The organism is Leclercia sp. UBA5076 (assembly GCF_002416465.1).
Classification (GTDB): Bacteria; Pseudomonadota; Gammaproteobacteria; order Enterobacterales; family Enterobacteriaceae; genus Enterobacter.
In genome coordinates this window covers 34,286-57,397 of the sequence record NZ_DIAO01000007.1, presented here as the reverse complement: position 1 = coordinate 57,397, position 23,112 = coordinate 34,286, and the positions used below count along the sequence as shown (strand labels likewise).

The 23,112-nt window shown below is 57.8% G+C and carries 20 protein-coding genes and 4 tRNA genes; 18 read left to right on the top strand and 6 right to left on the bottom strand.

Going from position 1 to position 23,112, the window contains the following annotated elements; all coding sequences use genetic code 11:
• Window positions 1–2 precede the first annotated feature (2 nt).
• From rffA to B3X29_RS07180, 10 genes are all read left to right on the top strand, one after another.
• On the top strand, window positions 3–1,133 hold the full coding sequence (gene rffA / locus B3X29_RS07225) for a dTDP-4-amino-4,6-dideoxygalactose transaminase (RefSeq protein WP_103177460.1): 1,131 nt from the start codon (window positions 3–5) through the stop codon (window positions 1,131–1,133).
• Between the two features lies 1 nt (window position 1,134).
• Complete coding sequence (gene wzxE, locus B3X29_RS07220) at window positions 1,135–2,385, top strand: lipid III flippase WzxE (RefSeq protein ID WP_159340421.1); 1,251 nt, start codon at window positions 1,135–1,137, stop codon at window positions 2,383–2,385.
• Window positions 2,382–3,461, top strand: a complete 1,080-nt coding sequence (locus B3X29_RS07215) for a TDP-N-acetylfucosamine:lipid II N-acetylfucosaminyltransferase (RefSeq protein WP_156655358.1) — start codon at window positions 2,382–2,384, stop codon at window positions 3,459–3,461. Before wzxE ends, B3X29_RS07215 begins: the two co-directional genes overlap by 4 nt.
• A complete protein-coding gene (gene wzyE / locus B3X29_RS07210; protein WP_103177457.1) occupies window positions 3,458–4,810 on the top strand; it encodes an ECA oligosaccharide polymerase in 1,353 nt (450 codons plus the stop codon). Before B3X29_RS07215 ends, wzyE begins: the two co-directional genes overlap by 4 nt.
• A 12-nt stretch (window positions 4,811–4,822) precedes the next feature.
• A complete protein-coding gene (gene wecG, locus B3X29_RS07205; protein WP_159340422.1) occupies window positions 4,823–5,563 on the top strand; it encodes a lipopolysaccharide N-acetylmannosaminouronosyltransferase in 741 nt (246 codons plus the stop codon).
• A 268-nt stretch (window positions 5,564–5,831) separates the two neighbouring features.
• Window positions 5,832–7,214: a bifunctional threonine/serine APC transporter ThrP gene (gene thrP, locus B3X29_RS07200; RefSeq protein WP_156655356.1), complete on the top strand. Its 1,383-nt coding sequence runs from the start codon at window positions 5,832–5,834 to the stop codon at window positions 7,212–7,214.
• 105 nt (window positions 7,215–7,319) lie between these two features.
• Window positions 7,320–7,396, top strand: a tRNA-Arg gene (locus tag B3X29_RS07195).
• Window positions 7,397–7,470: 74 nt separating this feature from the next.
• Window positions 7,471–7,546 (top strand) — tRNA-His (locus B3X29_RS07190).
• A gap of 21 nt (window positions 7,547–7,567) precedes the next feature.
• Window positions 7,568–7,653 (top strand) — tRNA-Leu (locus B3X29_RS07185).
• 44 nt (window positions 7,654–7,697) lie between these two features.
• A tRNA-Pro gene (locus B3X29_RS07180) sits at window positions 7,698–7,774 on the top strand.
• A gap of 501 nt (window positions 7,775–8,275) precedes the next feature.
• On the opposite strand, the gene B3X29_RS07175 is transcribed toward B3X29_RS07180, so the two are convergent.
• The 5 genes from B3X29_RS07175 to hemC all read right to left on the bottom strand — a co-directional run bounded on the left by B3X29_RS07175 (window position 8,276) and on the right by hemC (window position 13,722).
• Window positions 8,276–9,481, bottom strand: coding sequence for an MFS transporter (locus tag B3X29_RS07175; RefSeq protein WP_159340423.1), 1,206 nt, complete (start codon window positions 9,479–9,481; stop codon window positions 8,276–8,278).
• Between the two features lie 159 nt (window positions 9,482–9,640).
• The gene (gene hemY, locus B3X29_RS07170) at window positions 9,641–10,840 is read right to left on the bottom strand and encodes a protoheme IX biogenesis protein HemY (protein ID WP_103177453.1); all 1,200 of its coding nucleotides are present in this window, start codon (window positions 10,838–10,840) and stop codon (window positions 9,641–9,643) included.
• A 2-nt stretch (window positions 10,841–10,842) separates the two neighbouring features.
• A complete protein-coding gene (gene hemX, locus B3X29_RS07165) occupies window positions 10,843–12,021 on the bottom strand; it encodes a uroporphyrinogen-III C-methyltransferase (RefSeq protein ID WP_290513168.1) in 1,179 nt (392 codons plus the stop codon).
• A gap of 22 nt (window positions 12,022–12,043) precedes the next feature.
• Window positions 12,044–12,784: a uroporphyrinogen-III synthase gene (hemD, locus tag B3X29_RS07160; protein WP_159340425.1), complete on the bottom strand. Its 741-nt coding sequence runs from the start codon at window positions 12,782–12,784 to the stop codon at window positions 12,044–12,046.
• A complete protein-coding gene (gene hemC / locus B3X29_RS07155; RefSeq protein ID WP_103177450.1) occupies window positions 12,781–13,722 on the bottom strand; it encodes a hydroxymethylbilane synthase in 942 nt (313 codons plus the stop codon). Before hemC ends, hemD begins: the two co-directional genes overlap by 4 nt.
• Before the next feature lie 345 nt (window positions 13,723–14,067).
• Here hemC and cyaA point away from each other — a divergent pair, with 345 nt between their 5' ends.
• Window positions 14,068–16,614 (top strand): class I adenylate cyclase, encoded by a 2,547-nt coding sequence (gene cyaA / locus B3X29_RS07150; protein WP_159340426.1) that lies wholly within the window; start codon window positions 14,068–14,070, stop codon window positions 16,612–16,614.
• A 91-nt stretch (window positions 16,615–16,705) separates the two neighbouring features.
• On the opposite strand, the gene cyaY is transcribed toward cyaA, so the two are convergent.
• Window positions 16,706–17,026 (bottom strand): iron donor protein CyaY, encoded by a 321-nt coding sequence (cyaY, locus tag B3X29_RS07145; RefSeq protein ID WP_103177447.1) that lies wholly within the window; start codon window positions 17,024–17,026, stop codon window positions 16,706–16,708.
• Between the two features lie 136 nt (window positions 17,027–17,162).
• On the opposite strand from cyaY, the gene lptM reads away from it, so the two are divergent.
• From lptM to ysgD, 7 genes are all read left to right on the top strand, one after another.
• Window positions 17,163–17,366, top strand: a complete 204-nt coding sequence (gene lptM / locus B3X29_RS07140; protein ID WP_103177446.1) for an LPS translocon maturation chaperone LptM — start codon at window positions 17,163–17,165, stop codon at window positions 17,364–17,366.
• A gap of 32 nt (window positions 17,367–17,398) precedes the next feature.
• Window positions 17,399–18,223, top strand: a complete 825-nt coding sequence (gene dapF, locus B3X29_RS07135) for a diaminopimelate epimerase (protein ID WP_114388254.1) — start codon at window positions 17,399–17,401, stop codon at window positions 18,221–18,223.
• Window positions 18,220–18,927 carry a DUF484 domain-containing protein gene (locus B3X29_RS07130; protein ID WP_103177444.1) on the top strand — a complete coding sequence of 236 codons (708 nt, stop codon included), beginning with the start codon at window positions 18,220–18,222 and terminating at the stop codon, window positions 18,925–18,927. The genes dapF and B3X29_RS07130 overlap by 4 nt, the downstream gene beginning before the upstream one ends.
• Entirely contained in the window at window positions 18,924–19,826 is a 903-nt protein-coding gene (xerC, locus tag B3X29_RS07125; RefSeq protein ID WP_156655353.1) for a tyrosine recombinase XerC, read from the top strand. The genes B3X29_RS07130 and xerC overlap by 4 nt, the downstream gene beginning before the upstream one ends.
• A complete protein-coding gene (gene yigB, locus B3X29_RS07120) occupies window positions 19,826–20,542 on the top strand; it encodes a 5-amino-6-(5-phospho-D-ribitylamino)uracil phosphatase YigB (RefSeq protein WP_103177442.1) in 717 nt (238 codons plus the stop codon). The genes xerC and yigB overlap by 1 nt, the downstream gene beginning before the upstream one ends.
• A 107-nt stretch (window positions 20,543–20,649) precedes the next feature.
• On the top strand, window positions 20,650–22,812 hold the full coding sequence (uvrD, locus tag B3X29_RS07115; RefSeq protein WP_103177441.1) for a DNA helicase II: 2,163 nt from the start codon (window positions 20,650–20,652) through the stop codon (window positions 22,810–22,812).
• A 149-nt stretch (window positions 22,813–22,961) separates the two neighbouring features.
• Window positions 22,962–23,018: a YsgD/CorL family protein gene (ysgD, locus tag B3X29_RS07110; protein WP_212743980.1), complete on the top strand. Its 57-nt coding sequence runs from the start codon at window positions 22,962–22,964 to the stop codon at window positions 23,016–23,018.
• Window positions 23,019–23,112: the final 94 nt, after the last annotated feature.

The following is a 23,112-nucleotide window of genomic DNA, read 5'->3' as shown; positions in this document are numbered from 1 at the left end:
AGATGATCCCATTTAATGCGCCTCCTGTGGTGGGCACCGAACTCGATTACATGCAGTCTGCGATGGGCAGCGGCAAACTTTGCGGCGATGGCGGCTATACGCGCCGTTGCCAGCAGTGGATGGAGCAGCGCTTTCAGAGCGCGAAAGTCCTCCTGACCCCCTCCTGCACCGCCTCGCTGGAGATGGCGGCCCTGTTGCTGGACATCGGTCCTGGCGATGAAGTGATCATGCCGAGCTACACCTTTGTCTCCACCGCCAACGCTTTCGTGCTGCGCGGGGCGAAAATCGTCTTTGTCGATATCCGTCCGGATACCATGAACATTGACGAGACGCTGATTGAAGCGGCGATCACCGACAAGACCCGCGCCATCGTGCCGGTACACTATGCCGGGGTGGCGTGCGAGATGGACACCATCATGGCGATTGCCAAAAAGCATAACCTGTACGTGGTGGAAGATGCCGCACAGGGAGTTATGTCCACCTACAAGGGCCGCGCGTTGGGCACCATCGGGCACATCGGCTGCTTCAGCTTCCACGAAACCAAAAACTACACCGCAGGCGGAGAAGGCGGCGCGACGTTGATTAACGATCGCGCCCTGGTGGAGCGTGCGGAGATCATCCGCGAGAAAGGGACCAACCGCAGCCAGTTCTTCCGTGGGCAGGTGGATAAGTACACCTGGCGCGATATCGGCTCCAGCTATCTGATGGCGGATCTGCAGGCGGCGTACCTGTGGGCACAGCTGGAGGCGGCAGACCGTATCAACCAGCAGCGTCTGGCGCTGTGGCAGACCTATCACGATGCGCTGGCTCCCCTGGCGCGCAAGGGCCGTATCGAGCTGCCGACCATTCCGGCTGATTGCGTCCATAACGCCCATATGTTCTATATCAAGCTGCGGGATAACGACGATCGCAGCGCGCTTATCGCGTATCTGAAAGAGGCCGAAATTCTGGCGGTGTTCCACTATATTCCGCTGCACTCCAGCCCGGCGGGGGAAGCCTTTGGTCAGTTCGTGGGTGAAGATCGCTTTACCACCAAAGAAAGTGAGCGGTTACTCCGCTTACCGCTGTTCTACAACCTCGCGGCGGTCAACCAGCGCACGGTGATCAATACCCTTCTGAGTTATTTCGGCTGATATGTCTCTGGCGAAAGCATCGGTGTGGACCGCCGCGTCCACACTCGTCAAGATCGGCGCGGGATTGCTGGTGGTAAAACTGCTGGCCGTCTCCTTTGGCCCGGCGGGTGTCGGGCAGGCGGGGAACTTTCGCCAGCTGGTCACCGTCCTCGGTGTACTGGCCGGGGCGGGGATCTTTAACGGCGTGACCAAGTACGTGGCGCAATATCATGACGATAAGGCGCAATTACGCACGGTGGTGGGTACCTCATCAGCGATGGTGCTGGGCTTTTCCACCCTGCTGGCGGTCATCTTTTTACTGGCGGCAGCACCCATCAGCCAGGGGCTGTTCGGTCACACGGGCTATCAGGGTCTGGTAAGGCTGGTGGCGCTGGTGCAGATGGGCATCGCCTGGGCGAACCTGCTGCTGGCGCTGATGAAAGGCTTTCGCGATGCTGCCGGCAATGCGCTGGCGCTCATCGTCGGTAGCGTCATCGGGGTGGTTGCCTATTACGTCTGCTACCGGCTGGGCGGCTATGAAGGCGCACTGCTGGGGCTGGCGCTGGTGCCCGCGCTGGTGGTCGTTCCGGCGGCGTTTATGCTGATGCGCAGGGGCACAATTCCGCTGCACTATCTGAAGCCCGGATGGGATCGGCTTCTGGCGGGGCAGCTGGGCAAATTTACCCTGATGGCGCTTATCACCTCCGTCACCTTGCCGGTGGCCTACGTGATGATGCGAAACCTGCTGGCGGCGCACTACAGCTGGGATGAGGTGGGGATCTGGCAGGGGGTCAGCAGCATCTCCGATGCCTATCTGCAGTTTATTACCGCCTCCTTTAGCGTCTACCTGCTGCCCACGCTCTCACGGCTCACCGCCCGGCAGGAGATCACCCGCGAGATCCTCCGTTCGCTGCGCTTCGTCTTACCGGCGGTGGCGGTTGCCAGCTTTACCGTCTGGTTGCTGCGCGATGTCGCCATCTGGCTGCTGTTTTCCGCCAAATTTACCGCGATGCGCGACCTGTTCGCCTGGCAGTTGGTGGGGGACGTACTGAAAGTAGGCGCTTACGTCTTTGGCTATCTGGTGATTGCTAAAGCGTCGCTGCGGCTCTACATTCTGGCGGAAATCAGCCAGTTTGCGTTGCTGACGGCATTCTCTCACTGGTTGATCCCCGCGCATGGCGCGCTGGGAGCGGCTCAGGCCTATATGGCCACCTATATTGTCTATTTTGCTGCCTGTTGCGGCGTCTTTCTACTTTGGCATAAACGCGCATGACTGCACTGATTCACGTCCTGGGATCGGATATCCCACACCATAACCAGACCGTACTGCGGTTCTTTAATGATGAACTGGCTCCCGGCAGCGCGCTGGCGCGCGAATTTATGGTGGTGGGTAAGGACACCGGCCTTAGCGCCGCCTTCCCGGCACTGCAGCTGACCTTCTGGCCGGACAAAGCTACGCTTGCGAAAGCGGTGATCGCCAAAGCCAAAGCCAACCGCCAGCAGCGGTTCTTTTTTCACGGGCAGTTTAATACCGGCCTGTGGCTGGCCTTGTTGAGTGGTGGGATCAGGCCCGCGCAGTTTAACTGGCATATCTGGGGCGCCGACCTGTATGAAGTCTCCCGGGGCTGGAAGTTCCGTCTCTTCTACCCGCTGCGGCGTATGGCGCAGGGGCGGGTGGGCTGCATCTTTGCCACCCGCGGCGATTTAAACTATTTCGCAAAACAGCACCCGAACGTGCGCGGTGAGCTGCTCTATTTCCCGACCCGCATGGACCCGTCGCTGAACGGGTTAGCCCGGGAGGTGAAACGGGAGGGTAAACTGACGATTCTGGTGGGTAATTCCGGGGATCGCAGTAACGAACATATTGCGGCCCTGAAGGCGGTTCATCAGCAGTTTGGCGATACGGTCAACGTGATCGTGCCGATGGGCTATCCTGCTAATAACGCGGCATACATCGATGAAGTCCGTCAGAGTGGACAGGCATTATTCAGCCCGGACAATTTGCAGATCCTCAGCGATAAGCTGGCCTTTGATGACTACCTGGCATTGCTGCGTCAGTGCGATCTGGGCTATTTCATTTTCGCGCGCCAGCAGGGGATCGGCACGCTCTGTCTGCTGATCCAGGCGGGCATTCCCTGTGTGCTTAATCGCGACAACCCGTTCTGGCAGGACATGACCGAACAGCACATTCCGGTGCTGTTTACCACCGATGACCTGAACGAAGAGGTGGTGCGTGAAGCCCAGCGACAGCTTGCGCAGGTGGATAAAAACGCCATCGACTTCTTCAGCCCGAACTACCTTACGCCATGGCACCAGGCGCTGCGGATCGCCTCAGGAGAGAATGCATGAGCCAGTTGCAATTTAGCGGCCTGCTGGTCATCTGGCTTCTGAGCGCCTTGTTTATCGCCACGCTGACGTGGTTTGAATTCCGCCGGGTGCGCTTTAACTTCAACGTCTTCTTCTCGCTGCTGTTTCTGCTGACCTTTTACTTCGGCTTCCCGCTGACCAGCGTGCTGGTGTTCCGCTTCGATGTGGCCGTCGTACCGCCGGAGATCCTGATGCAGGCGCTGCTGTCGGCGACCTGCTTCTATGGGGTCTATTACGTCGCCTATAAGACGCGGCTGAAACCGGCCAGCAGCGACGCATCGCGACGGCCTTTGTTCACCATGAACCGGGTTGAGACGCATCTGACCTGGATGATGCTGATGGGCATTGCCCTTGTCACTGTCGGTATCTTCTTCATGCACAACGGCTTTTTGCTGTTCAAGCTTCACTCCTACAGCCAGATCTTCTCCAGCGAAGTCTCCGGGGTGGCGCTTAAGCGCTTCTTCTATTTCTTCATTCCGGCGATGCTGGTGATCTATTTCCTGCGTCAGGATGCCCGGGCGTGGCTCTTCTTCCTGGTCAGTACCGTGGCGTTTGGCCTGCTGACCTATATGATTGTCGGCGGCACGCGCGCAAACATCATTATCGCCTTCGCGATCTTCCTGTTTATTGGCATTATTCGCGGCTGGATCTCGCTGTGGATGCTGGCTGCGGCGGGCGTGCTGGGGATTGTAGGGATGTTCTGGCTGGCGCTGAAGCGCTACGGCATGGATGTCAGCGGCGACGAAGCGTTTTACACCTTCCTGTACCTCACCCGCGACACCTTCTCGCCGTGGGAAAACTTAGCCCTGCTGCTGCAGAACTACGACAAAATCGATTTTCAGGGGCTGGCGCCCATTGTTCGCGATTTTTATGTCTTTATCCCCACCTGGCTGTGGCCGGACAGACCGGGCGTGGTGCTGAATACGGCAAACTACTTTACCTGGGAAGTGCTGAACAACCACTCCGGGCTGGCAATCTCACCGACGCTGATCGGTTCGTTGGTGGTGATGGGCGGCGGCTGGTTTATCCTGCCTGGGGCGATTGCCGTTGGGCTGATTATAAAATGGTTCGACTGGCTCTATACGCTGGGCAATCAGGAGACCAACCGCTATAAGGCAGCGATTTTGCATAGTTTCTGTTTCGGTGCCATTTTCAATATGATCGTACTGGCGCGAGAAGGGCTGGATTCGTTCGTCTCCCGCGTGGTCTTTTTCATGGTGGTTTTTGGCGCCTGTCTGCTGATGGCGAAGCTGCTGTACTGGCTGTTCGACAGCGCCGGGTTAGTGCATAAGCGCGAACCGGTAAACGGCAGGGCGCTTTCGCGAGTCTGAGTAAGGATAATAATGACTGATAATACCTCAGCACCGCAGTATGACTTGCGGGGCCTGAAGCTGATTGGCTGGCGTGATATGCAGCATGCGCTGGACTATCTCTGTGCCGGGGACGGGATCAAAACCGGCACGCTGGTGGCCATCAATGCAGAAAAAATGCTTACCCTTGAGGATAACGCCCAGGTGCGCGACCTCATCGAGGCGGCCGAATTTAAATATGCGGACGGGATAAGCGTGGTGCGCTCCGTGCGTAAGAAGTACCCGGGGGCGAACATCTCTCGCGTCGCGGGGGCCGATCTCTGGGAAGCGCTGATGGCGCGGGCGGGGGCAGACGGTACGCCAGTCTTCCTCGTCGGCGGCAAACCTGGGGTTCTGGCGCAAACCGAGCAGAAATTGCGTGACCAGTGGCAGGTGAATATCGTCGGCAGCCAGGACGGCTATTTCAGCCCTGACGAGCAGCAGGCGCTATTTGCCCGTATTCGAGACAGCGGGGCGAAGATCATCTCCGTCGCGATGGGTTCACCGCGCCAGGAGATCCTGATGCGCGACTGCCGTCAGGTCTATCCGGATGCGCTCTATATGGGCGTGGGCGGCACTTACGATGTCTTTACCGGCCACGTAAAGCGCGCGCCAAAAGTGTGGCAGAACCTGGGGCTGGAGTGGCTCTATCGCCTGTTATCCCAGCCGAGCCGGATCACCCGCCAGCTCCGTCTGCTGCGTTATCTCGGCTGGCACTACTCCGGACGCCTGTAATATCTGAATCGCAGCGCGATATACTGCTCGCGCTGCAATCCGCCCGTAAATCTGCTGCTTTTCTCAACAATACATTCATTTTTTTAACGCATCGTTTGCCATTTCACAAAATTTAAGAAACCATTCCCCCCCGTCACTACCGTACCAGGCTGTTTTTGCATCACCCGTAAACATAAACGGTCCATTACGCACAGCCTGTGATAGCGCATCTGTACCTATAACAATAACCGGCGCAGGCCGGGAGAGTCGCAAGCACAACCGAGGATTTATGTCAGAGAAAAAACCGGAGCTTCAGCGTGGGCTGGAAGCTCGTCATATCGAACTTATCGCCCTTGGCGGGACGATTGGCGTGGGCCTGTTTATGGGCTCCGCCAGCACCCTGAAATGGGCCGGGCCGTCGGTCCTGCTGGCGTATATCATCGCCGGGCTGTTCGTCTTCTTTATCATGCGTTCCATGGGGGAGATGCTGTTCCTCGAGCCGGTCGCCGGTTCGTTCGCCGTTTATGCGCATCGCTACATAAGCCCGTTTTTTGGCTATCTCACGGCGTGGTCGTACTGGTTTATGTGGATGGCGGTGGGCATATCGGAGATCACCGCCATTGGGGTCTACGTGCAGTTCTGGTTCCCGGAGATGGCACAGTGGATACCTGCGCTTATCGCCGTGGGGCTGGTGGCGCTGGCGAACCTCGCCGCCGTGCGTCTGTACGGTGAGATCGAATTCTGGTTTGCGATGATTAAAGTAACCACCATTATCGTGATGATTGTCATCGGCGTGGGGGTGATCTTCTTCGGCCTGGGTAACGGGGGTCAGGCGATTGGCTTTGGCAACCTGACGGAACACGGCGGCTTCTTTGCTGGCGGCTGGAAGGGCTTCCTGACGGCGCTCTGCATTGTGGTGGCGTCCTATCAGGGGGTTGAGCTTATCGGGATCACTGCCGGGGAGGCGAAAAACCCGCAGGTGACCCTGCGCAGCGCGGTCGGCAAGGTGCTGTGGCGTATCCTCATCTTCTATGTCGGCGCGATTTTTGTTATCGTCACTATCTTCCCGTGGAATGAGATTGGCAGTAACGGCAGCCCGTTCGTGCTCACCTTTGCCAAAATCGGCATTACCGCAGCGGCGGCGATTATCAACTTTGTGGTGCTGACGGCGGCGCTCTCCGGCTGTAACAGCGGCATGTACAGTTGCGGGCGTATGCTCTACGCGCTGGCGAAAAACCGTCAGCTGCCGGCGGCGGTGGGAAAAGTCTCCGGCGCCGGAGTGCCGGTGGTGGGCGTTGCCATCTCGATTATTATTCTGCTGGTGGGGTCATGCCTGAACTACATCATCCCGAACCCGCAGCGTGTCTTCGTTTATGTCTACAGCGCCAGCGTTCTGCCAGGTATGGTGCCGTGGTTTGTGATCCTGATTAGCCAGCTGCGTTTTCGTCAGGCGCATAAAAACGCGATTGCCAGCCATCCGTTCCGCTCCATTCTCTTCCCATGGGCTAACTATTTAACGATGGCGTTCCTGATCTGCGTGCTTATCGGCATGTACTTCAACGAAGACACCCGCATGTCGCTGTATGTCGGGGCGATATTCCTGGCGGCCGTTAGCGCGGGATACAGGCTTTTTGGCCTGGGGCGACACGTGGAAAGGGTCAAAACGCAGTAATATGCGGCAAAGTGCGCAAAGTCTAAGCAAACGCGCATTTATTTTAAAAAAGCACTAGACAGCAGACCGAGACCTCCGTAATATCCAGCCCCGCAACGGCGCTAAGCGCCCGTAGCTCAGCTGGATAGAGCGCTGCCCTCCGGAGGCAGAGGTCTCAGGTTCGAATCCTGTCGGGCGCACCATTCACCCGGTGCTGGAGCTGCGGTGGTCTGTTAAGTAGGCAGAACCGCGTGAAAGAGTAAAGAATCAAGTAGTGGTGGCTATAGCTCAGTTGGTAGAGCCCTGGATTGTGATTCCAGTTGTCGTGGGTTCGAATCCCATTAGCCACCCCATTATTTAAAGAGTTGTGAATTGCGAAGGTGGCGGAATTGGTAGACGCGCTAGCTTCAGGTGTTAGTGTCCTTAGGATGTGGGGGTTCGAGTCCCCCCCCTCGCACCACGACTTTTAATGAATTGAACTAAAAATTCAAAAAAGCAGTATATCGGCGAGTAGCGCAGCTTGGTAGCGCAACTGGTTTGGGACCAGTGGGTCGGAGGTTCGAATCCTCTCTCGCCGACCAATTTTGAACCCCGCTTCGGCGGGGTTTTTTGTTTTCTGCTTTTCCTGCCCCTGTTGTTTATTGCCGACAGCGATATCCTGGCCTGTCGTGAATAAGTGACATATAACCTATTGAAATGAATCAATATATCGCTTTATCCGTCAGCCTGTCTCTTCCTGGAGACTCTTTGGCCTGATTATTGGCCCATTCTGCCGCCCGTTTCCTGATTGACAGGGATAATTTCCTTTTATCTTAAAAAGTTGAGATACATACAACTTCGTAATGCAACATTGGCACATTGCATGCAATAATATGCGTGTAGATGCTCATTCCACCTCTTATGTTCGCCTTAGTGCCTCATAAACTCCGGAATGACGCAGAGCCATTTACGGTGCTTATCGTCCACTGACAGATGTCGCTTCGGCCTCATCAAACACCCTGGACACAACGTTGAGTGAAGCACCACAAGTTGTCAAACAGACCTGTTTAACGCCTGCTTTTTAGCAGGCGTTTTTTTATGCCTTATCTGCAGTAGCGCGTCAGGATCCCCACCACCATCAGCAGGGCACAGCCCGAAACGCCATACAGCGCCTGTAGCGGCCCCAGCACGTCAGCAACCAGTGCCGTGAGGCCGGTAAAGAGCGATGCGCTGGCGGTTTGCCATCGCCAGGCCCTGCCGCTGGCCGAGGAGATCAGGTCAGCCTGAAAGCTGCTTAACAGGCTAAAAGTGCCCACCGCAAAAACGACGTTCGAAGCGAGATGGGCGACAAAAACGACCCCCAGCGCTTGCATCCCCGATAGCAGCGGGATCGTCCCGTAGGCAAGTAAAAAGAGGCCGAGGCAGGTCAGCAGGAGGCGGTTTTGCCCGGCGTAGCGGGGCAGGCTCTCTCTTTTCAGCAGCAGCGGGCCGCACAGCTGTCCCATGCTGCGGGCAAAAAGCAGAGGCAGGGCCAGCCCGGCAGCATCATTCGGCTCGATCTGCTGCGCCAGTGCAGGCAGCAGCGCCATAGCGGGTGAACCCACGGCGGCGAGGGCAGGAAGCAGCAACAGGCTGCGTTTTTGCTGCGCTCCCAGTGCCTGCCAGCGCATCGCCACCGGTCTTTCGGTTTCTGCTGCCTGCTCAGGCGCCAGAGAAGGCAACGCGCTGCCAGTGAGGCGCAGCATCAGCAACGAGCCCGCAAAGGTGAGCGCGTCGATCCCCAGCAGTGCCAGCGCGGGCAGATGATGAAACAGCACCATACCCAGCCCGGTGCCCAGTAGCACCTGCGAAGCAAAAATCATCGTCTCCAGGCAGGTCGCCGCAGGCAGCTCGGCTTCGGACAATCCTCGCCGAAACAGCAGGGCCAGCGCGGGCCAGCTCATGCCCGTCAGAAAGGCCTCGGTGGACTGCACCGCCAGCAGCGCTACCATGCTGTGAAACTGAATGCCCAGCAGGGGAAACAGCAGGGCGAGCAGACCCAGCCACTCTGTCAGGAGCAGCAGGCCGATGGGTGAAAAACGCATACAGAACTTCTCCCCGACGAGGCTGCCCAGAAATCCCGGTAGCAGGGCAAACAGATATGCCAGGGTCAGTAAAGAGGCGGGAGCCTGCCACTCCAGCAGCAGACCAAAGACCATCACCTGGGTTAAGCCATTTCCCACAGAGGTAAACAGAAAAGCGCAGGCCAGCAGGCGCAGCCAGCGATGACAGCGCAGCGCGTGAAAAAGCGCATACAAAAGCGTGTTCATGAAACGATCCTTTCAAAAACAATTTAATCCACGCCGTAAAAGGCGTGTACAGAAAAAATGTTCAATGAAAGGAGATCGTTACATTGGCGGAGTGGGTCTCTGAAGAAGATGCTAAGAATGTAGCAAATAAAAAAGGAGGCCGTCAGGCCTCCTGTGCAATTATTGCTGCGGGGGATTGTTCTGTAATGTCAGCAGCAGACCGTCGCGGCGCATTTCGGCAGCCTCTTCCGGCAGATGCAGTTTATCCAGCGTATCCGCCAGCCAGGCATAATCGAACGCATCCGGGCGCTGTTTTAACGCGGCGCGGAAGGCGAGGCTGGCCTCTTTCCATTCGCCATGTCTGGCCAGTGACTGACCCAGAGTGCTCCACAGCAGAGGGCGATCGCCCACGGTTTTGATCTGCTGGCGCAGCATTTTCTCGATCTGCTCCGGATTATTGGTTTTCAGGCGTGGGATCACCATCACCAGACGATCGTCGTACTGGCGTTTCAGGCCATCAAGGATGATGCTCTGGGCGGTATCGTGATCGTCACACTCAATCAGGTGTTCCGCCATCGCCACCTGCAGGGTCACCTGCTGGCGCGTTTTGCGGCTCTGATTTTTCCACCAGGCCTTCAGGCCATCGCTACCCTGATCGGCTCGCGCCTGGTCCATCAGCCCGATCCATGCCTGACGTTGCAGGCTGTCGCGCTGCTCTTCATCGCCGACGTCGGCTTTCGCCATCGACGGGATGATGTCCAGCAGCGAGCCCCACGCGCCGGTGCGGATATAGGCCTGCTCAGCCAGACGCAGCACCTCCGGATGACGCGGCGCGATCTCCAGCAGGCGATCGACGCCGTGACGGGCGGCATGGTTTTCGTTACGCGCCAGCTGCAGGCGCACACGGGTGATCTCAACCGGGATCGGATCGTTTTCAGCCAGCTCGGCGGCACGCTCCAGATGCTGATTGGCGCGTGCTTCGTCGCCGCGCTGCTGTGCGGCTTCCGCCGCCAGCAGATAGTTGACCACCGGCTGTTCAGCATGATCGGCATTCTTCGACATCAGCTTCTCAACCTGCTGATAGTCCCCTTCAGCCAGTTTCAGCAGGGCCTGTTCGGTCTGCTTACGGGCACGGCGGCGCTTGCGGCCGACAAACCAGCTGCGGGTATGGGCCCCGGTACGGAAGATGCGGCGCAGGATCCACTCGATCGCCAGAAACGCCACCATCACCAGGATCAAAATGATCACCAGCCCGGTGACGCTGGTTTCGATATTGTAGTTATCGGTCTGGATCAGCACGTAGCCCTGATGACCCGCCAGCATAGGACCCAGCACGATCCCGGCGAGCAGCAGTGCGAAGAGTAATAAAACTTTTAACATAATTACTCTCCTTGCGGTGCGCTGTCAGGGGCGGGAGCTGGAGCTGGGGCAGGAGACTGCTCCGCCGCTTCGCCCGGCTGTGCCAGCAGGTTACGCACGCGCGTCTGCATCAGCTTCTCCAGAATCGGCTGGCTCTCCAGCTTATCCGGAACGTTCATGGTGATGTTCTGTTGGCTCAGCTTGTCCACCTCTTCGAGGAAAGCGGTAGTGGTGGCATCGTCGGTATCGTAGTAAGCGCGTACCCAGGTGGAGACATTATCCAGCGCCTGCTTGTAGGTCTCTTCCTGATGGCGAGGCACAGCCTGCGCGGCCACCAGCAGACGTGAACGCAGGTTCTCGCGCAGGTAGACGTCCTGATTCGGCGCGAGCAGCGGCACGGCGGTCTCATCGCGGCGGCGAACGGTGATAAAGCTGTCCATAAAGTTCTGCCAGCTTTTTTGCAGGTTGATGCGCCACTCGCTCAATGAGCTGGAGAGTTCGCTGCTGTCGGAATCCATCGGGGAGTCGTCGTCGTTATTATCTGCCAGACGCAGGTTATCGATCTGGTTCGACAGCTGATTCACTTTCAGGATGATGCCGTCATAATCCACCTGCGATACGGTCGACAGGCTGGCGATATCCGCAGTGATTGCCCGGCGGGCAGTGATCAGGCTTGGGTCGTTCATGTCGCCCAGGCTGGCATCGGCGCTTTTCAGCAGCGCGGCAGCGGTGGTGACATCCTGATCGCTCCACAGCTTGCGCCCGGCCAGTTTGACCAGGAAATCAGCCTGCGCCAGCAGCCAGGTTTTGGCATCGGTACCGGAAATAGCCGCCACTTTTTGCTGCATTTCATCCAGCTGTTTGGTCAGCTCGTCCTGCTTACGGGTGGCGGCGGCCAGCTGATCGGCCTGCTGTTTGAGCACCCCATCCAGCTCGGCTTTTTGCGACTGCTGCGCCTGTTGCAGGGCGGTGATTTGCGTCACCAGTTCGTCGTTCGTGGCAACCTGATTGGTCGCTTGTTTTTTCACCAGTCCATACAGACCGACGCCAGCGGCCAGCGCAATGGCGATGGCAATCGCGCTTAACGCCAGACTGGTTTTATTGCTGCCATGCTTTTTCTCTGTCGTTTCTGGCTGTGGCGTGGTGTCCACAGTCTCCCTGGTCTCTTCAACCACGGCGGAGGATTTTTCTTGTTCCGTCATTATGGCTTCCCATTATGAGAGGTTATTGTAATGCGCGCAGCAGCGCATCGTTGTCGGCGTTATCAGCGATCCGAATATCTTGCCAGCCCAGTTCCCGGGCGAGGTTCGCCAGACGCTCACTGACGACCAGAAGCCGACAGCGGAGTAACCAGTTTTCACGATACCATTGTGGGATCAGCGACCAGAGGTGTTGCAACATTTCGCCGCTGGTCACCACAAGGGTAGTGACGCCGCGCAACTGCCAGCGCATCGCCTCTTCTGCACCGTCATAGTATTTATTACAACGTTGATAACATTCGCAAAATGTCACTTCTGCTCCGCGCTCGCGCAGCGTGTCGCCCAGCAGTTCCCGCCCACCGTTGCCGCGCAAAATCAGAATGCGCTTTCCCACAACGGTTTGTAATTCAGGTAATTGTAGCAACACTTCACTGGTTTCCCGATCCAGCGGATAGCGAATCTCTTTGCCACTTTCGGTATGCAGCGCCAGGGCGGTGGTTCTGCCGATAGCGAAATAGCGTGGCGCATCCGGCCAGCGCTGGCCTTCCTGCTGCAGCCGGGCGTGGGCAAATGCCACGGCATGTTGCGACAGGGCAAACAGCATGTCATCGGCCCGCAGCGCGGCAAGATGGCCCGCGAGCAGGGGAAGTTCCCGGCCCGGGGAAAACTCAATCAGCGGAAAGCTCCACGCCACCTGCCCCAGTGCGCGCAGACGGCTCACTAACTGATCTCCTGCGGGAGAAGGGCGGGTGACGAGAATACTCATGCCGGGGGTTCTCCATTATAGACATCCGCGAGAATTTCACGGGCGCCGTTATCCAGTAGCTCTTCCGCCAGCGAAATACCCAGCTGTTCGGCGTCCTGCGGTTTGCCGCGACGTTCGCCGCGTACCATCTGCGAACCGTCCGGCGCGCCAACCAGCGCGCGCAGCCACAGTTCGCCATCTGTTAATTCAGCATAGCTGCCAATCGGCACCTGACATCCCCCTTCCAGGCGGGTATTCATGGCGCGCTCCGCCTGCACGCGGATTGCGGTCTCGTCGTGATTGAGCGGTGCCAGCAGCGCATGGGTACGGGTATCGTCGAGCCGGCACTCAATGCCCACCGCGCCCTGGCCCACGGCCGGCAGCGACTGTTCCGGGGAGAGCGCCGCCTTGATACGCGACTCCAGGCCCAGGCGTTTCAGGCCAGCTACCGCCAGAATAATGGCGTCATATTCACCATTATCCAGCTTGCTCAGGCGGGTGCCGACGTTACCGCGCAGGGAGCGGATGATGAGATCCGGGCGATACTCGGCCAGCTGGCACTGGCGGCGTAAACTTGACGTGCCAACGATGCTCCCTTGTGGCAGAGCATCCAGGGAGTCGTAGTGATTCGAGACAAAGGCATCGCGTGGATCTTCCCGCTCGCAAATGGTGACCAGACCCAGCCCCTCAGGGAAATCAACCGGGACGTCCTTCATGGAGTGAACCGCGATATCGGCGCGACCTTCAAGCAGTGCCAGTTCAAGCTCTTTTACGAACAGACCTTTCCCGCCCACTTTCGCCAGCGGTGTATCAAGGATGACATCGCCGCGCGTCACCATCGGCACCAGCTCTACACGCAAACCTGCATGGCAGGCCTCAAGGCGCTGCTTAACATAATGTGCCTGCCAGAGCGCAAGGGGGCTTTGGCGTGTGGCAATTCTTAAAACATTGTCTAACATGCTTGTTACCGTCTTAATCGTCTGCTGACCATCCTAACATTGTTGTCTCAGGACTGTCAGGTTTACGGACGTAGAAGGGGTTCAGGACAGGGCAGCGATTCAGGTTGCCTGCTGCCGTATTCAGGAATTTACACGTTCAGAACGGTGCTACACTTGTATGTAGCGCATCTTTCTTTACGGTCAAACGGCAAGGTGTTAAATTGATCACGTTTTAGACCATTTTTTCGTCTCCATGACCATAAAGATAAGGGCGAAAAAGGGTGACGGCTACTTTCGAAATACTGTGAACGCGTAATCCTCGGTCTTGCTGAAGGTGAGCGCTTTCTGAACATCAGGCGATACGTCTTGTACCTCTATATTGAGACTCTGAAACAGCGACTGGATGCCATCAATCAACTGCGCGTCGATCGCGCGCTTGCTGCAATGGGACCTGCTTTCCAGCAGGTTTACAGTCTGCTGCCGACATTGTTGCATTATCACCATCCGCTGATGCCAGGTTACCTCGATGGTAACGTTCCCAAAGGCATCTGCCTTTTCACGCCTGATGATACCCAACAGCACTATCTGAAAGAGCTGGAACTCTATCGCGGTATGCCGGCGCAGGAGTCGCCAAAAGGCGAACTGCCTATCACCGGCGTCTACACCATGGGCAGCACCTCTTCGGTGGGGCAAAGCTGCTCGTCGGATCTCGATATCTGGGTCTGCCATCAATCCTGGCTTGATAATGAAGAACGTCAACTGCTGCAGCGTAAATGCAGCCTGCTGGAGAGCTGGGCGGCATCGCTCGGCGTGGAAGTCAGCTTCTTCCTGATTGATGAAAACCGTTTCCGCCATAATGAAAGCGGCAGTCTGGGGGGCGAAGACTGCGGCTCGACCCAGCACATCCTGTTGCTGGATGAATTTTACCGTACCGCCGTGCGCCTGGCCGGGAAGCGTATCCTGTGGAGTATGGTGCCGTGCGACGAAGAGGAGCATTACGACGATTACGTCATGAAGCTCTATGCCCAGGGTGTCCTGACGCCAAACGAGTGGCTGGACCTGGGGGGCTTAAGCTCGCTCTCTGCGGAAGAGTACTTTGGCGCCAGCCTGTGGCAGCTCTATAAAAGTATCGATTCCCCGTACAAAGCGGTGCTGAAAACGCTGCTGCTCGAAGCCTATTCCTGGGAATACCCAACCCCGCGCCTGCTGGCGAAAGACATTAAACAGCGTCTGCATGATGGCGAGATCGTCTCTTTCGGTCTTGATGCCTACTGCATGATGCTTGAGCGCGTCACCGAATACCTGAAAGCCATCGACGATCCGACCCGTCTCGATCTGGTCCGTCGATGTTTCTATCTTAAAGTTTGTGAGAAGCTCAGCCGCGAACGCGCCTGCGTCGGCTGGCGTCGTGAAGTGGTCAGTCAGTTAGTTAAAGAGTGGGGATGGGACGAAGAGCGCCTGTCGATGCTCGATAACCGCGCCAACTGGAAGATCGATCAGGTGCGTGAAGCGCACAACGAACTGCTCGATGCGATGATGCAGAGCTACCGTAACCTGATCCGCTTTGCCCGTCGTAACAACCTCAGCGTTTCCGCCAGCCCGCAGGACATCGGGGTGCTGACCCGTAAGCTGTACGCGGCGTTTGAAGCGCTGCCGGGTAAAGTGACGCTGGTGAACCCACAGATTTCGCCGGACCTGTCTGAACCGAACCTGACCTTTATCTATGTTCCACCGGGTCGTGCGAACCGTACCGGCTGGTATCTGTATAACCGCGCGCCGAGCATGGATTCGATCATCAGCCATCAGCCGCTGGAATATAACCGTTACCTGAACAAGCTGGTGGCGTGGGCCTGGTTCAACGGCCTGTTGACCTCCCGCACGCGTCTGTTTATTAAAGGTAACGAGATTGTCGATTTAGCCAAGCTGCAGGAAATGGTCGCCGATGTGTCGCACCACTTCCCGCTGCGTCTGCCTGCGCCTACGCCGAAAGCGCTATACAGTCCGTGCGAAATTCGCCATCTGGCGATTATCGTCAACCTGGAATATGACCCGACGGCGGCCTTCCGCAATCAGGTGGTCCATTTTGATTTCCGCAAGCTGGACGTCTTCAGCTTTGGCGAGCAGCAAAACTGCCTGGTGGGCAGCGTCGATCTGCTCTACCGCAACTCGTGGAACGAAGTGCGTACCCTGCACTTCAACGGCGAGCAGGCGATGATCGAAGCGCTGAAAACGATTCTCGGTAAAATGCACCAGGATGCCGCGCCGCCGGACAGCGTCGAGGTCTTCTGTTACAGCCAGCATCTGCGCGGCCTGATCCGTACCCGCGTACAGCAGCTGGTCTCTGAATGTATCGATCTGCGCCTCTCCAGTACCCGTCAGGAAACCGGGCGCTTTAAAGCGCTGCGCGTCTCCGGCCAGACCTGGGGCCTCTTCTTTGAACGTCTGAACGTCTCGGTGCAGAAGCTGGAAAACGCCATTGAGTTTTACGGCGCCATTTCGCACAACAAACTGCACGGTCTGTCGGTACAGGTTGAGACCAACCACGTTAAACTGCCGCAGGTGGTGGACGGCTTCGCCAGTGAAGGGATTATTCAGTTCTTCTTCGAGGAGACGGGGGAGGATGCCGGGTTCAATATCTACATCCTCGACGAAACCAACCGCGCCGAAGTGTATCACCACTGTGAAGGCAGCAAAGAGGAGCTGGTGCGCGACGTCAGCCGCTTCTACTCCTCTTCCCATGACCGCTTCACCTACGGCTCAAGTTTTATCAACTTCAACCTGCCGCAGTTCTATCAGATTGTGAAGGTGGATGGCCGTGCGCAGGTGATCCCGTTCCGCACCCAGGCGATTACCCCGGTCGTCCCTGACAGACAGGACGTCAGTACCCCGCTGTTGCAGCAGTATTTCTCCTGACGGCCATTGCCCGGTGGCGCTACGCTTACCGGGCCTACAAAGGCACGAACCCGTAGGCCGGATAAGCGAAGCGCCATCCGGCAAAACAGCCTTAGCGGAAGCTCACCTCTTCACCCGACTGCTGCGTCGCAGCCTGCTCAAGCAGATCCCAGAAGGTCTCACCGCTGCGATCGCAAATCCACTCGTCGCCTTTCAGGTCGAAGTGGTAGCCGCCCTGTTTGGTGGCGAGCCAGACCTGGTGAAGCGGCTCCTGGCGATTAATAATGATTTTGCTGCCGTTTTCGAAGCTGATGGTCAGCACGCCGCCGTTGATTTCACAATCGATGTCGCTGTCGCCATCCCAGTCATCCAGGCGTTCTTCGATGGTTTGCCACAGGTTATCGGCGAGGCGATGGAATTCACTGTCATTCATGGTTCTGTTCCTGTTTTTCGTGATGGCGGCAGTATAACGCTAAATAATTCCGGTTGCAGGTTAGCGGCAAACTCTTGCTTTTGTGCCTTCTCCTGCGATGATAGAAAACAGATTTGAACTTACAGGCAACATGATAATGAAAAACGTTTTTCGAACGCTTGCCGTTCTCCTTACGCTGTTTAGCCTGACCGGATGTGGTCTGAAAGGGCCGCTCTATTTCCCGCCAGCAGATGAAACCGCACCACCGCCGACCAAAAAAGTGGAAAGCCCAGTGCAAACCACGATGCCGGATCGTAACGATCGTGGCGATAACAACGGTCCAAGCCAGGTCAATTACTGACAAGCGCTCCTGTCCGCGCAATGGAGTAAATAATGCAGTTTTCTAAGATGCATGGCCTTGGCAATGACTTTATGGTCGTCGACGCGGTAACGCAGAATGTCTTCTTTTCCCCGGAGCTGATCCGCCGTCTGGCCGATCGGCACCTGGGGGTGGGGTTTGATCAGCTGCTGGTGGTTGAGCCGCCCTACGATCCGGATCTCGATTTTCACTATCGTATCTTTAATGCCGACGGCAGCGAAGTCTCCCAGTGCGGCAACGGCGCGCGCTGTTTTGCCCGTTTTGTCCGTCTGAAGGGGCTCACCAACAAGCGCGATATTCGCGTCAGCACCGCCAACGGACGGATGGTACTGAGCGTGACCGACGACGAGCTGGTGCGGGTGAATATGGGCGAGCCGAACTTCGAACCCTCGCAGGTGCCGTTCCGCGCCAACAAAGCGGAAAAGACCTATATCATGCGCGCGGCGGAACAGACAGTCTTGTGCGGCGTGGTCTCCATGGGGAACCCGCACTGCGTGATTCAGGTTGATGACGTGGCGACGGCGCCCGTCGAAACCCTCGGCCCGGTGCTGGAGAGCCATGAGCGTTTTCCGGAACGCGCCAACATTGGATTTATGCAGGTTCTCACCCGCGAACACATCCGTCTGCGCGTTTTTGAACGTGGCGCAGGCGAGACGCAGGCGTGCGGCAGCGGTGCCTGTGCGGCCGTTGCGGTGGGGATTACGCAGGGTTTACTGGCACCAGAGGTTCGCGTGGATTTACCAGGCGGGCGTCTCGATATCGCCTGGAAAGGCCCGGGCCAGCCGCTCTATATGACCGGCCCGGCGACACAAGTTTATGACGGGTTTATCCATCTATGAAACAACCAGGAGAAGAACTGCAGGAGACGCTGACGGCAATGGACGACCGGGCGGTTGTTGATTACCTGTTGCGCCATCCTGATTTCTTTATTCGCAATGCGCGTGTCGTTGAAGAGATGCGCGTCCCGCACCCGATCCGCGGCACGGTCTCGCTGGTTGAGTGGCATATGGCGCGCGCGCGCAACCATATAAACCATCTTGAAGAGAACATCTCCCTGCTGATGGAGCAGGCGAGCAGTAATGAAGGGCTGTTCTATCGCCTCCTGCACCTGCAATCCCGGCTGGCGTCGGCCAGCAGCCTGGACGAATTTCTTCTCCGTTTGCATCGCTGGGCGCGGGATCTGGGGCTGGCGGGTGCCACGATACGCCTCTTCCCGGACCGCTGGCGCATTGGCGCACCCTCACGTTTTACCCATCTGGCCCTGTCGCGTCAGGCGTTTGAGCCGCTGCGCATTCAGCGTATGGGACAAGCGGACCACTATCTTGGACAGCTGAATGGTCCTGAACTCCTGGTGGTGCTGCCAGAGGCCAAAGCCATCGGGTCGGTAGCCATGTCGCTGATGGGACGCGACGGCGAGCTTGGTGTAATGCTGTTTACCAGCCGCGATCCGCATCATTACCAGCAGGGACAAGGCACACAGCTGCTGCAGGAAATTGCGCAGATGCTGCCCGAGCTGCTGGAGCGCTGGATTGAACGCGTATGACGGACGCTCAGCTGGCACCTGCCGTTACCCGTTTTCTGCGCTATCTGGGCGTTGAGCGCCAGCTCAGCCCGATCACCCTGTTGAACTATCAGCGTCAGCTTGATGCCATCATGCAGTTAGCCGATGAAATCGGCCTGACGAGCTGGCAACAATGTGATGCCGCCACGGTGCGCACGTTTGCCGTGCGCAGCCGCCGTAAAGGGCTAGGCCCGGCCAGCCTTGCGCTTCGGCTCTCGGCACTGCGCAGCTTCTTTGACTGGCTGGTCAGCCAGGGCGAACTCAGCGCCAATCCGGCCAAAGGGATCGCCGCCCCGAAAGCGCCGCGCCATCTGCCCAAAAATATCGACGTGGATGACGTTAACCGCCTGCTGGATATCGATCTCAACGATCCGCTGGCGGTGCGTGACCGCGCCATGCTGGAAGTGATGTACGGCGCCGGCCTGCGTCTTTCCGAGCTGGTTAACCTGGATATCAAACATCTCGATCTGGATACCGGGGAAGTGTGGGTGATGGGCAAAGGCAGCAAAGAGCGGCGCTTGCCCATTGGCCGCAATGCCGTGGTGTGGATTGAGCACTGGCTCGATCTGCGCGGCTTGTTTGGTACCGAAGAGGAGGCGCTCTTCCTCTCGAAGCTCGGCAAGCGCATCTCGGCGCGTAACGTGCAAAAACGGTTTGCCGAGTGGGGGATTAAGCAGGGGCTGAACAGCCATGTCCATCCCCATAAACTGCGCCATTCGTTCGCCACCCACATGCTGGAGTCCAGCGGTGACCTGCGTGGCGTCCAGGAGCTGCTGGGCCACGCCAACTTGTCCACCACCCAAATCTATACCCATCTCGATTTTCAACACCTTGCCTCGGTGTACGACGCGGCGCATCCACGCGCCAAACGGGGGAAATAATGCGTTTTTATCGTCCATTAGGCCAAATCTCTGCCCTGACGTTTGACCTTGATGACACCCTTTACGACAACCGTCAGGTGATCCTGCGAACCGAGCAGGAAGCACTGGCCTTTGTACAAAACTATCATCCGGCGTTAAAAGCGCTGGAAAACAAAGAGTTTCACCGTCTTCGCCAGGCGTTACGGCAGACCGAGCCGGAAATCTATCACGATGTGACGGAATGGCGCCGTCGGGCCGTTGAGCTGGCTATGCTCAACGCGGGTCTGACCGCTGCCGAGGCCGCGCTTGGCGCAGAAGCCTCGATGGCGCACTTCGCGACATGGCGCAGCCGTATCGACGTCCCGCAGGAGACGCACGACACGCTGGCTGCGCTTGCCGAAAAGTGGCCGCTGGTGGCTATCACCAACGGCAATGCCCAGCCGGAACTGTTCGGCCTTGGCGACTACTTCCAGTTTGTGCTGCGCGCAGGCCCGCATGGGCGCTCGAAGCCCTTTAACGATATGTACCATCTGGCGGCGGAGAAGCTCGACCTGCCGCTGGGGAATATTCTTCACGTGGGCGATGACCTGACCACCGATGTTGCTGGGGCGATCCGCTGCGGCATGCAGGCCTGCTGGATCAAGCCTGAAAATGCCGATCTGATGACTACGCTGGACAGCCGTCTGCTGCCGCACCTGGAAATTTCACGGTTGGCATCCCTCACCACGCTGATATAATCACCAGTAATATTGTATAAATTACCAGGGTTTTGCGGTCGAAGGCCCGGTAAGCGAAGCGCCAGCGGGCGTTTTGCAGTGTTCCTGATTACTACGTGACGGTGCCAATGGACGTTTCTTACCTGCTCGACAGCCTCAATGACAAACAGCGTGACGCGGTTGCCGCGACGCGCACCAACATGCTGGTACTGGCTGGGGCGGGCAGTGGTAAGACACGCGTGCTGGTGCACCGTATTGCCTGGCTGCAGAGCGTGGAGAACTGTTCGCCATACTCCATTATGGCGGTGACCTTCACCAACAAAGCGGCGGCGGAGATGCGCCACCGTATCGCCCAGCTGATGGGCACCAGCCAGGGCGGCATGTGGGTGGGTACCTTCCACGGGCTGGCGCACCGCCTGCTGCGTGCGCACCACCTGGACGCTAACCTGCCGCAGGACTTTCAGATCCTCGACAGCGAAGACCAGCTGCGTCTCCTGAAGCGCCTGATCAAGGCGATGAACCTCGACGAGAAGCAGTGGCCGCCGCGTCAGGCGATGTGGTACATCAACAGCCAGAAAGACGAAGGGCTGCGTCCGCACCATATCCAGAGCTTTGGTAACCCGATAGAGCAGACCTGGCAGAAGGTCTACCAGGCCTACCAGGAAGCCTGCGATCGCGCAGGACTGGTAGATTTTGCCGAGCTGCTGTTGCGCGCTCATGAACTGTGGCTCAACAAACCGCATATTCTGCAGCACTATCGCGAACGCTTTACCAACATCCTGGTCGATGAATTCCAGGATACCAACAACATTCAGTATGCCTGGATCCGCCTGCTGGCGGGCGACTCCAGCAAAGTGATGATCGTCGGCGACGACGACCAGTCGATCTACGGCTGGCGCGGCGCGCAGGTCGAGAACATCCAGCGCTTCCTGAAGGATTTCCCGGGCGCAGAGACCATTCGCCTGGAACAGAACTACCGCTCCACCAACAACATTCTGAGCGCCGCCAACGCCCTGATTGAAAATAACAACGGGCGCCTGGGCAAAAAGCTCTGGACCGAGGGCATCGACGGCGAGCCGATCTCCCTCTACTGCGCCTTTAACGAGCTGGATGAAGCCCGCTTTGTGGTCAACCGGATCAAAACCTGGCAGGACAACGGCGGGGCGCTGGAGCAATGCGCCATCCTCTATCGCAGTAACGCCCAGTCGCGTGTGCTGGAAGAGGCGCTGCTACAGGCCAGCATGCCCTACCGCATCTACGGCGGCATGCGCTTCTTCGAACGTCAGGAGATCAAAGACGCGCTCTCCTATCTGCGTCTGATCGCCAATCGCAACGACGACGCAGCCTTCGAGCGCGTGGTCAACACGCCAACCCGCGGCATCGGCGATCGCACCCTCGACGTGGTGCGTCAGACCTCCCGGGATCGCCAGCTGACGCTGTGGCAGGCGTGTCGCGAGCTGCTGCAGGAGCGAGCGCTTGCCGGACGCGCAGCCAGTGCGCTGCAGCGCTTCCTGGAGCTTATCGAAGCTCTGGCCCAGGAAACCGCCGACATGCCGTTGCACGTTCAGACCGACCGGGTGATCAAAGACTCCGGCCTGCGCATGATGTATGAGCAGGAGAAAGGCGAGAAGGGCCAGACCCGTATCGAGAACTTAGAGGAGCTGGTGACCGCCACGCGTCAGTTCAGCTACAACGAAGAAGACGAAGACCTGATGCCGCTACAGGCGTTCCTGTCCCATGCCGCGCTGGAGGCGGGCGAAGGGCAGGCCGACACCTGGCAGGACGCGGTGCAGCTGATGACCCTCCACTCGGCCAAAGGCCTGGAGTTCCCGCAGGTATTTATCGTCGGCATGGAAGAGGGGATGTTCCCGAGCCAGATGTCGCTGGATGAGGGCGGACGTCTGGAGGAGGAGCGTCGTCTGGCCTATGTGGGCGTGACCCGCGCGATGCAAAAGCTGACCCTGACCTATGCCGAAACCCGCCGTCTGTACGGCAAAGAGGTCTATCACCGCCCGTCACGCTTTGTCGGCGAGCTGCCGGAGGAGTGTGTGGAAGAGGTACGCCTGCGCGCAAGCATCAGCCGCCCGGTGAGCCATCAGCGTCTGGGGACGCCGGTCTCGGAAAGCGACAGCGGCTTTAAGCTGGGCCAGCGCGTTCGCCATGCCAAATTTGGCGAAGGCACCATCGTCAATCTGGAAGGCAGTGGCGAGCACAGCCGTCTGCAGGTGGCGTTCCAGGGGCAGGGCATCAAATGGCTTGTGGCCGCTTACGCCAGGCTGGAAACCGTGTAACTTTCAGAAAAATATCACTATTTTGTAACTATCTGCTAGCCTTATATGTATAAGGCTATTTATTACCCTTCAGCGTTCCGTTGCGAGTTGACGCCGCCGTGACTGCTGGCGTAACATGCGCGCACGATTACGCTAAGAGGACATTCGCCTTGGACACACCCAGTAGATACTGGCTCAATTCCCTGTCATCCAGGAACAACTCCTAAGGCTATCTCCTCACGCTGATGGCCTTAGTGGTTGTCAGCGACACTTCTTCCCGTCGCGCTGAGTCAGGCTGTTTAATGGTCTGAAACCCAAATT